Below are 8200 nucleotides of genomic sequence, written 5' to 3'. Positions count from 1 at the left end.
TGTGCGCTGGACGCAGAAATTCAGGTCGCGGCGGGAGAGCGCGGGATTGCGGAGCGCGATGGTGCGGGCGAGCACATCCCGCCAGGACTCGATCTCCTTCAGGAAGGCGACATCCACCTCCGATGTCCCCTTTTTGCCCCGTGATGTCTCGGCATATTTATCAAAAGAACCTTTGAGAACCGCTTCGCGGGAGAAGATTGAGGCAATTTTATTCCATTTTTCGTGATACAGATCATATTTTATGTATTCTATTCGCGCTATTTTAGCGTTATCTGAACTTGCGGGCTTTATACGGCAGTCATAGACGGCGAATTCCTCGAAATTGGTCAGGATGCTCAAGGGGAGTTTGGAAGACCAGGCATAGCGGCGCAGTTGGTAAGCCGGATGGATGTCGCGAACGATGTCGGTGGAGGGTTTTTTGGCTTCCAGGAAGAACTTGCGCGTCCCGCCGATACGGAAGCAGTAATCGGGAGCTTCGGGATTGTTGCCGATCTTGATGGAATCCTCATGGATCACATCCTTGTATGCTTCGGCGTACCCGCGCTCGTTGTCCATGTCCCAGCCCAGCTCTTTGAAAAAGGGGTCGATGAACTCCTTCCGAAGCTGGGCTTCCTTGTAGTTCCCGGACAGATAGGTTTCTTTATGGAGGTCGAAACGTTCGACCAGTTCGAAAATCTTTTCCGGAGCGGACACTATCTCTCCCCCTGGGCCGGTTTATTTATTCAAGGGGGAATATATACACGAACAGGGGAGAAATGAAAAATGTTTTTTCTTATTTAGATGCCGAAACAAGTTCGGCATGACACGTGTCATCCTGAACTCGTTGCCGCTTCGCGGGAACGATAAAACCGTTGCCGGTTCTAAACACTCAAAACATGCGCAACTTTTTTATTCAGATACCGTTGAAATTTGTACAAAAACCTGTAACTTTTTTTAAAAAAAAATGTTATACTATATATAGTTGTAAACGAATTCGGAAACACTATCATTTTTAGCGGCTTTTTTTCGCAGTTGCTCCTTCATCTGGTGATTCGCATAATGATAAACCGCTTTCATACAATTTCGGCAATTTCCGCTTTGCTCATTATCTTTTCCGGCCCGGCGAGCGCATACGATCTGACCGAAAAAATCGACATTGCCGCCATTTTCCTTCAGACCGGAAAGCCTGACAGCGCCGCCGTTCTTCTCTATGATATAGTCGACGGCATCAAAAACAGGAATGAACAGGTCCGGGCGTTCTACTTTCTGGCGCTGGCGGTTGGCCAGCTTGGCAGGCGGGAAGAGAAAATGCAGTATCTGGAAAAAGCGAGCGATGTCACCCCGCTGGCGCCCTTTGCCGATAAGGTACGCTATGCCTATACCCAACTCCTCATGGAGGCCGGTAATGTGAACGGGGCCATTGCGGTTTCTCAGGACTTCGTGAAAGCCTATCCTAAATCACCTCTGGTGCCGGACATGCTCTTCATGCTGGGACAGGCGCTTCTCTCAAAAGGAGAATCGCTCAAAGCCTGCAACTTTTTCAGTGAGATATCCAAGAGCTATCAGAATTCCTATGTGGCGCCTGAAGCTGTGCTGAAAGAGGGTATCTGTCTCTATAAACTGAATCTGGTTACCAGCGCCATCGACCGTTTTGAAAAATACCTGGCTGATAATCCCAAAGGGGGCAGCATCGATGAGGCTCTCTACTACCTCGGATTGAGCTATGATCGGACAGGCCGTGCGGATCTTGCAGCAGGTGTTTTAAAAAAACTCACTCTCAATTATCCATCATATCCCAGATTCATGGAGACGTTTTACCGGCTGGGGAAAAATCTTTTTGAAACCGGAAAATACAGCGAGGCGGAAAACGCTTTCCTGAATTACCTGGCCAATTCACGCAAATCCGATGCCTACTATGACGATGCGCTTCTCTACCTCGAACGGATCGCCTACAAAAAAGGGGATTACTCTTCCGAAACGGAATTTGCTGAAAATTTCGTAAACAAATACCCCTCGAACCGTCTCTCGCCGAAGCTTCTCCTGGAATTGGCCTGGTATTACCGTCTCTCCGACAACCCGGAAAAGGCGATTGAGAAATACCAAAGCATCATCAACGGCCGGCTTCGTCCCGATTACACCGATTCGGCAGTTTTTTACCAGGCGGATACCTACGTTTCGACCGACCGGAAGGATGCGGCCAAGGAATTTCTCAGGGAAACTGCGCACCGGAAAATGCATTCGGCCCGGGCGCAGGCCGCGTTCTTCAAACTGGCGATGCTTCATGAGGAATGGCTGGAACCAGATGAGGCCGTCGCCTGGTATGACAGTGCGGCCGCCATCGGGATTTCTTCGGACCTTACTGTCAGATCCCTTATGGGAATGGCCAGAAATTACCGTGAAATAAACCGCTGGTGGGATGCTTCGAAAGTTTATGAAAAGATACTCGAGGACTATCCGAAAACTCCTTACAAGGCCGATGTCTATATTTCCCTTGCCCATGTGAATTACCTCATGGGAAGGCAGAGCGAAGCCGCCCGGGATGCCAGGGAGGGTTTACGGTTTGCCCAGGGAAAAAAGAAAACGGACATACTGTTCTTTCTGGCCGGAGTATATGAAGAGCTGGACAGCGACCGCGCCCTCCAGCTCTACTGGAATATCTATGAATCGACCGGCAACACCTCCGAGCAGCGGAACGATGCTCTCATGAAAATCGGCGATATCGCCATGAAAAAAGGCGACCGGAAATCCGCAGCAAATGTCTTTTCGAAGATTCTCTCCGGCGACGCCGATTCCCTGTTTGTAGATAAAGCCAGGAAGAAACTGAATGCCATACAGGAACTACCTGAAAGTACAGATTCTTCCAAGCCCCAATAGTTATAGGAACAGTTGATGGTGCAGGATTTCAAAATAAATACCAGGCTGCGCTCCGAGATGGTGGATGTGACCGAGCAGGTACGAAAGGTACTCTTTTCTTCCGGAATCAAAACAGGGATATGCCAGGTATTTATTCCTCATACCACCGCCGGAATCACTATAAACGAGAACGCTGATCCCGATGTGCGGGCGGACATTATCGATGCCCTTAACCGGATTGTGCCGTGGAAGAACAGTTACCGTCACGGAGAGGGAAATGCGGCCGCGCATGTCAAGGCTTCTCTGATGGGTTCATCGGTCACCATTCCGGTAAAGGAAGGCCGGCTTGCTTTAGGGATATGGCAGTGTGTGTATGTATGCGAATTTGACGGTCCCCGCACCCGCACCGTTATTGTAAATACTATAGGATAGTAATGAGCTGCCATCGTATCGCCCCATTTCTGCTCCCTTTACTCTTTCCCTGTACCGTTTTTTCCCAGAATGCGCCACCCAAACCGCTACAGTTTCCGGGTTTTGCTATTACCGATTCGCTTGAGTACCGCGCAAAAACAATCGATTACCTGTATGATAAAAAAAGGGCGTTTCTGAATAATAACGCCATAGTGAAATATTTCGGGCGGACTCTCAAGAGCAACAACATCACGTATTATCAGAATTACCAGTATGTGAGTGCAGAGGGAAAAAAGGATTCAACCGGGGCGCTGGTGGAAACCCCCGTGTTCGTCGACACGGGCGGCGAGGAACTGAAAGGCCGCAAGGTCGAATTCAACCTGAAATCCGAGCAGGGGCTCGTTGTGGAGGGAAAAACGAAATACGACAAAGGATTTATGACTTTCGACCGTATTAAGCGTGTTTCCAGCGATACTTTGTATGTATCCGACGGTACATATACTACCTGCGATTTGAAGGAAGATCCCCACTATTACTTCGCCGGCCGGAAGATGAAGTTCATTGTGAACGACAAGCTGATCATCAAGCCTGTCACCGCCTATATCAGGAATATCCCGGTATTTTGGTTCCCGTTCTATGTCTTTCCCATCTCAAAGGGAAGGCAGTCCGGATTTTTAACCCCTCGATACGGCTCCTCACGGCAGAATGGAAGGTATCTCTCCAACATAGGATACTATTTCGTCCCATCGGATTACTGGGATTACCAGGCTAGCGCCGTGGTCCGTGAAACGAACGGCTGGCTTTTGAAGAACTGGGTAAACTACAATTCCCGCTATGCGATGAGCGGCTCGGTGTTCGGATCCTTTGAGAACCAGTCACGGCTCGGCACACGTCAGTGGATATTTCGGGCATCCCACTCCCAGGAGATTTCCCCCACCCTGCAGATCGTCGGGGACGCCAATTTCCAGAGCAGCAATTATTCCCAACTCAACTCGTATAATATCTACGATCGCCTCAACCGTGATATACGCTCCTCTCTTTCCGTCTCCAAGCGCTGGCAGGAGAGCGGCAACAGCCTGACTTCAAATTTCAGCCACGAAATGAACCTGGACACCAAGAATACCACCGCCGTACTTCCCAGCCTCCGATTCCGTAAACCTCGTGCGCTTCTATTCGGAACCGAGAAAAAAGAGTATCAACAGCGTAAATATGAGAAAAAAGCGGTAAAGCAGGAACCGGAAGAAAAGAAATGGTATAATTCCATATACTATTCGTTCGATGCGGATTTCCAGAATACCCTCAACACAGCCAAATCTCAAGGGACATTCGGTTCCAGTCAAACCGGTTCCTCGCTCTCTACCTTTAACCGCACTATGGGAATGTCCACAAGTCTTTCCAGCTCCAACAAATTCTTTGGGTGGCTGGTGACCGAGCCCTCGCTGAATGTACATGAAAATTTCACCGCCACCGACAGCGATTCCACTTCGAGAAGCTATCAGCGGAAGGATAATGTTTCCCTTGGCCTTTCGGCGGGCACCACCGTATACGGCATGTTTCAGCCGAAGATAGGAAATGTGGTAGGGTTAAGGCATGTCATATCCCCATCGATCTCCTATTCGCTTGGCAAGAACCGCCAGTATTTCTCGAGCGATCCGCGGGCGTTTTTCCGTTTCGATCGAAACATCTCCCGGAAAGACCTGGTGAATAACGTTAACTTGAATCTCCGCAACATTTTCCAGGTAAAAACCGTGAAAGGTGAAAAGGAGAACAAATTTGATCTTTTCACCCTGAATTTTTCCACCGCCATGGACTTTGAAGCGAACAAAAAACTCTCTCCCCTTCAGACCACTCTGGATTTCCGGCCGGCCAGATTCGTCGCCACCCGGCTCAGTTCATCCCACGGTTTTTACCACAAAGACAACCGCCTTCACCTGTTCAGCCCGAACCTGAACAATTTCAACATAACGACGGATGTTGGCATTACCCAGCAGGACCTCTTTTTTATCGGCCAATCATCACGGCCGACTGCAAACAGCAATGTCGGGAGGGACGATATAGATATCGCGAAGGTTGTTCCCGAAGAAGAAAAAGTATCCGGAATCACATCCTCCGCCCTCGTTCCGTTCAATGTGCGGTTTTCCCATTTTTTCGGCGTCACCCGCAACACCTTCGGACCAAAGAAATACAACATTACCCATAATATAAAGCCGGATATTTCATTTTCTCCGAGCCAGAATACTTCGGTTTCCTACTCCCTCTACTATGATTTAGAAGCGAAGCAGATCATCACGCAGCGGATGCTCATTAACCGTGATCTGCACTGTTTCGAAGCAAGCCTGTCCTGGGTGCCCTCCGGGATACAGGAAGGATTCTATTTTAAAGTGAATATAAAAGACCTTCCGGATGTAAAAGTCGAAAAAAGGAGAGGCTCTTCGCAGCTCGGATATTGATTTTTTAAAAAAAATGCCCCGGAATGCCTAAATTCCTCACTTTTTTCTTGACTTAGCACTGTACCCTCATTATCGTAACCATGAAACGATTTTTAAACTCTTTCGAAAGGAGGTGAAACAATGACGAAAGAAGAGCTCGTTGCAAAGGCAGCTCAGGATGCAGGTGTCCCAAAGGCAAAAGCGGGGAAGGTTCTCGAATCGGTTGTCGAAAGCATCACCGGCGCCCTCGCGAAAGGTGACAAGGTCAGTCTCGTTGGTTTTGGCACATTCTCGGTATCTAAACGTGCGGCCCGTGAAGGGAGGAATCCAGCTACAGGTAAACCCATTCGTATCGCGGCTACTACTGTTCCGAAATTCAAACCGGGCAAGAAGCTCAAAGACGCTGTGTAATTTACATGTTCATTTCGCATGAGGGCAGTCTTTCGTCTGATACAAAAAATGGAACGACTGCCCTTTGCATGTTTGGGCCTGACATGATCGGATTGATCCAGAGAGTAGGAAGATGCAGCGTAGCGGTTGATTCACAGGAGGTCTCTTCCATCGGCCGCGGTCTTCTGATATTTCTGGGGGTGCACGGCGACGACACGGAGCATGATCTTGAGATTCTCTCCCGGAAATGTATCGGCCTCCGGATTTTCCCTGATGAAGAAGGCAAGATGAACCGTTCGGTGCTCGACTGCGGGGGGGAGATCATGGTAGTCAGCCAGTTCACTCTGTTCGGCGATATACGGAGGGGGCTGCGTCCCTATTTCGGCGAGGCGGCGCCCCCCCATAAAGCGAACGATTACTATGAACGGTTCATGGGGCTTCTCTCCGAAAGCGGAATAGGAGTGAAAGGGGGTGTGTTCGGAGCGCACATGCTGGTCGACATACTCAATGACGGTCCGGTTACCATTTCCATTAACACGAGAGATATGGTGTGAACGAACTGATTCTCGCCTCGAAATCTCCACGGCGCCGTGAGCTGATGAAACTGCTCGGTCATCCCTTTCGCAGCGTGACCTCTCACGTGGAGGAGACAGCCATTCCCGGCGAAACACCGTCAGAGCACGTGGTTCGGCTTGCGGTGCTCAAAGCGCGCGAGGTGGGTAAACAGGTCGGAAAAGGAATAGTGATAGGCTCGGATACTATCGTGGTCATAGACGATGTTATCCTGGGGAAACCGAATTCGGAAGAAGAGGCGGCGGAAATGCTTGACCTTCTCCAGGGACGCACCCATACGGTGTATACCGGATTCGCTCTCTTCGATCCGGGGAATGGCGCTCTCTCGACCGGATTCGAAACTACCGAGGTTACCATGCGCCGGATGAACCGAAACCTCATCGAGAAATATATAGCGACCGGAGAACCGCTTGATAAAGCGGGAGCGTACGGAATTCAGGGTTACGGCGCAGTTATTATCCCAGCAATCCGGGGGTGTTATTTCAATGTGATGGGATTGCCTCTGGCCAGAATCATGGAGGAGCTGTACCGTTTTTCGGGGGGCAGATACGGTTTTTTTGGAAACACAGGGAGCCATATACATGAAACCCTTGCATGAGGAACTGAAAGAGCTCAGGCTGGAGAAAGGAGTCAGCCTCGAAGATATTTATGCGGTTACCAAGATAAGGCCGGCGCTCCTTGAAAAACTGGAGGAAGGAGATTTTACCATAGCGCCGGAGCCATTTCTCCGGGCTTTTCTCCGCGAATATGCAGAGGCAGCCGGCATCGACCCTGATCGGGTGATCGCCCGCTATGAAAACAAGGCATCAAGTATACGGGAAGAGATTCGAATAGAGAGAAAAAAACCGGAAATCATGCCAACGGCGCCTGAAGCCAAACAGGAATTATCTGTCCCGGAAAAAAAGAATTTATCCGAAAAAAAGCCGCTCAAAAAAACAATCCCTTCAGAAGAGAAACAGATACCCCGGACCGAAACAGCTCCTGAAACCGTCAATGAACCTGAAACAGCGGTAAACGTACCTGTCGAATCTCCTGCGCCTCTGCCTCCTTTGAAAGTAGCGTTCATAGACGACGACAAACCTGAGCGGCCGGCAGGCGACCGGAAAGAAACGGTTCACAAATACTCCAGATCGAGTCTTGATCTTGAAGAACCGCGTTCTTCACAGGGGCTTCTTTTCGGCATTTTTATTATCATTATCATCATCGCCGCCCTGATCATCATCTATGTAAATGGTGGAGGGCATTAAAAAAGATATCCGGGTATGCCTTTAGATAAGGTTCGTGATCGTATATATAGATGCCGAAACAAGTTCGGCATGACATATGTCATCCTGAACTCGTTTCAGGATCTAAATGTGCAATAACGGAGTGTTATTTTCAAGAAATACTTAATACGGATTATTCACAAACTTGCTATGATATTTTCCTAACTATTTATTAAACAAATACTTATTATTAATTTTTGAGTGCAGCCCCCTAAATCCCCCGAAGGGGGACTTTTCGCGGTAAAGATGAAAATGTGAAGGTGTAACTTTTTTAAAAAAACCAATTAAGCCTTGTATTGC

General features: G+C 49.0%; 8 protein-coding genes. 7 read left to right on the top strand and 1 reads right to left on the bottom strand.

The genetic code is table 11. The annotated features are described in order from the left end of the window. The coding region (locus Q8O92_02365) for a type I restriction enzyme HsdR N-terminal domain-containing protein (GenBank protein ID MDP2982158.1) at positions 1 to 693 on the bottom strand (693 nt) is incomplete at its 3' end. Positions 694 to 1038: 345 nt separating this feature from the next. Between Q8O92_02365 and Q8O92_02360 the strand changes: the two genes are divergently transcribed. From Q8O92_02360 to Q8O92_02330, 7 genes are all read left to right on the top strand, one after another. Then, positions 1039 to 2853 (top strand): tetratricopeptide repeat protein, encoded by a 1815-nt coding sequence (locus Q8O92_02360; GenBank protein MDP2982157.1) that lies wholly within the window; start codon positions 1039 to 1041, stop codon positions 2851 to 2853. A gap of 15 nt (positions 2854 to 2868) precedes the next feature. Beyond that, positions 2869 to 3264 (top strand): secondary thiamine-phosphate synthase enzyme YjbQ, encoded by a 396-nt coding sequence (locus Q8O92_02355; GenBank protein ID MDP2982156.1) that lies wholly within the window; start codon positions 2869 to 2871, stop codon positions 3262 to 3264. Positions 3265 to 3266: 2 nt separating this feature from the next. After that, a complete protein-coding gene (locus tag Q8O92_02350; protein MDP2982155.1) occupies positions 3267 to 5693 on the top strand; it encodes a putative LPS assembly protein LptD in 2427 nt (808 codons plus the stop codon). A gap of 120 nt (positions 5694 to 5813) precedes the next feature. After that, positions 5814 to 6083: an HU family DNA-binding protein gene (locus Q8O92_02345; protein ID MDP2982154.1), complete on the top strand. Its 270-nt coding sequence runs from the start codon at positions 5814 to 5816 to the stop codon at positions 6081 to 6083. Between the two features lie 83 nt (positions 6084 to 6166). Continuing rightward, entirely contained in the window at positions 6167 to 6616 is a 450-nt protein-coding gene (gene dtd, locus Q8O92_02340) for a D-aminoacyl-tRNA deacylase (GenBank protein MDP2982153.1), read from the top strand. After that, complete coding sequence (locus Q8O92_02335) at positions 6613 to 7233, top strand: Maf family protein (protein MDP2982152.1); 621 nt, start codon at positions 6613 to 6615, stop codon at positions 7231 to 7233. Before dtd ends, Q8O92_02335 begins: the two co-directional genes overlap by 4 nt. Continuing rightward, positions 7217 to 7882: a helix-turn-helix domain-containing protein gene (locus Q8O92_02330; GenBank protein MDP2982151.1), complete on the top strand. Its 666-nt coding sequence runs from the start codon at positions 7217 to 7219 to the stop codon at positions 7880 to 7882. Before Q8O92_02335 ends, Q8O92_02330 begins: the two co-directional genes overlap by 17 nt. The last annotated feature ends 318 nt before the right edge of the window (positions 7883 to 8200 follow it).

The sequence above is a fragment of the Candidatus Latescibacter sp. genome, assembly GCA_030692375.1.
In the GTDB taxonomy this organism is placed as follows: Bacteria; Latescibacterota; Latescibacteria; order Latescibacterales; family Latescibacteraceae; genus JAUYCD01.
Note: the sequence above shows the minus strand (reverse complement) of the source record. Positions and strands in the feature narration are given on the sequence as shown.

What these genes read in the sequence shown, in the direction of transcription:
- Q8O92_02360 (MDP2982157.1), top strand. Translation starts at nt 1,039, where the DNA reads ATGATAAACCGCTTTCATACAATTTCGGCAATTTCCGCTTTGCTCATT.
- Q8O92_02345 (MDP2982154.1), top strand. Translation starts at nt 5,814, where the DNA reads ATGACGAAAGAAGAGCTCGTTGCAAAGGCAGCTCAGGATGCAGGTGTC.
- dtd (MDP2982153.1), top strand. Translation starts at nt 6,167, where the DNA reads ATGATCGGATTGATCCAGAGAGTAGGAAGATGCAGCGTAGCGGTTGAT.
- Q8O92_02330 (MDP2982151.1), top strand. Translation starts at nt 7,217, where the DNA reads ATGAAACCCTTGCATGAGGAACTGAAAGAGCTCAGGCTGGAGAAAGGA.
- Q8O92_02350 (MDP2982155.1), top strand. Translation starts at nt 3,267, where the DNA reads ATGAGCTGCCATCGTATCGCCCCATTTCTGCTCCCTTTACTCTTTCCC.
- Q8O92_02355 (MDP2982156.1), top strand. Translation starts at nt 2,869, where the DNA reads ATGGTGCAGGATTTCAAAATAAATACCAGGCTGCGCTCCGAGATGGTG.